This is a genomic window from Lyngbya sp. CCY1209, from assembly GCF_035615495.1.
In the GTDB taxonomy this organism is placed as follows: domain Bacteria; phylum Cyanobacteriota; class Cyanobacteriia; order Cyanobacteriales; family Microcoleaceae; genus Limnospira.
This window is the reverse complement of the sequence record NZ_JAJENU010000045.1, coordinates 1-1,129: the sequence shown is the minus strand read 5'-3', so window position 1 is coordinate 1,129 and position 1,129 is coordinate 1. Positions and strand designations below refer to the sequence as shown.

At 50.0% G+C, this 1,129-nt stretch carries 1 protein-coding gene; it reads left to right on the top strand.

Going from position 1 to position 1,129, the window contains the following annotated elements:
* Window positions 1-88: 88 nt before the first annotated feature.
* Window positions 89-1,129 (top strand): transposase (locus tag LKE08_RS00225; protein ID WP_324702184.1); only part of this gene is annotated, 1,041 nt, incomplete at its 3' end.

Below are 1,129 nucleotides of genomic sequence, written 5' to 3'. Positions count from 1 at the left end.
GAGCCGTGTGAGGTGAAAATCTCATGCACGGTTCTGAATGGGAGGGGGAGAAGGTGACTTCTCTCTCGACCCCTAATACCAGCAAGTCTTGACAATTGTCTGCCAACTCAACCCGACTCCAGAGCAGAGCTACAAACTCGATGCGACTCTGGAGGCATTCGCTAAGGCTTGCCATTTTGCCAATCAGACGGTCAACCCTAAGATTGCGAATAAAAATCGCATTCAAGGGGAAGTCTACAAAGCGATTCGAGAACAGTTTGAATTAACAGCCAACCTAGCTGTTAGAGCCTGCGCCCGAGTCGCCGCCAATCGCAAAACAGCCCAACTCAAAAAACGACCGGTCAAGCAGTTCAAACCCACATCAGCCGACTACGACGCACGGATATTTTCCTATCGAGAAAAAGACCAAACCGTTAGCCTGTCTACGGTTGAGGGTCGAGTGCGGATTCCGTTGGTTTTGGGAAACTATCAGATTGGCAAACTCAAAGGAAAGAACCCCACCTCAGCGACCCTCTCCAAACATCGAGATGGGAAGCTGTATATCCATATTCAAGTTAAAGACGACGTACCTCCACCCCAGAAACCCAAGGATGTTGTTGGCGTCGATCTCGGACGTAGAGATATTGCCGTCACGTCCGAAGGACAAAGTTGGAGTGGGAAGTCCGTCAATCAAATCCGAGAACGGTTCGCCCGAGTTCGAGCCTCTGTCCAAGCGAAAGGCACAAAAGGGGCTAAACGGCTTCTGAAACGGCTATCGGGGAGAGAGAGGCGTTATCAGAGTTGGGTCAACCACAATATTTCTAAACAAATCGTCCGTCGCGCCAAGGACACTCAGTCGATTATCGCCCTCGAAGACTTAACGGGAATACGAGAGCGAACCAACCGCCAACCTCGCACTAAGACTGAGCGCCGCCGTTCAAATTCTTGGGCATTTTATCAACTGCGACTGTTGATCGACTACAAAGCCATTAAAGAAGGTGTCGAGGTGGTAAGGGTTCCACCCGCATACACCTCGCAAACCTGCCATAACTGCTTGCACATTCATACAAAGAAAGGAAAGTCTTACCGTTCGGGTAAAACTTTTAAGTGCGGACATTGCGGGTGGAAAGGGGATGCTGATTTGAATGGC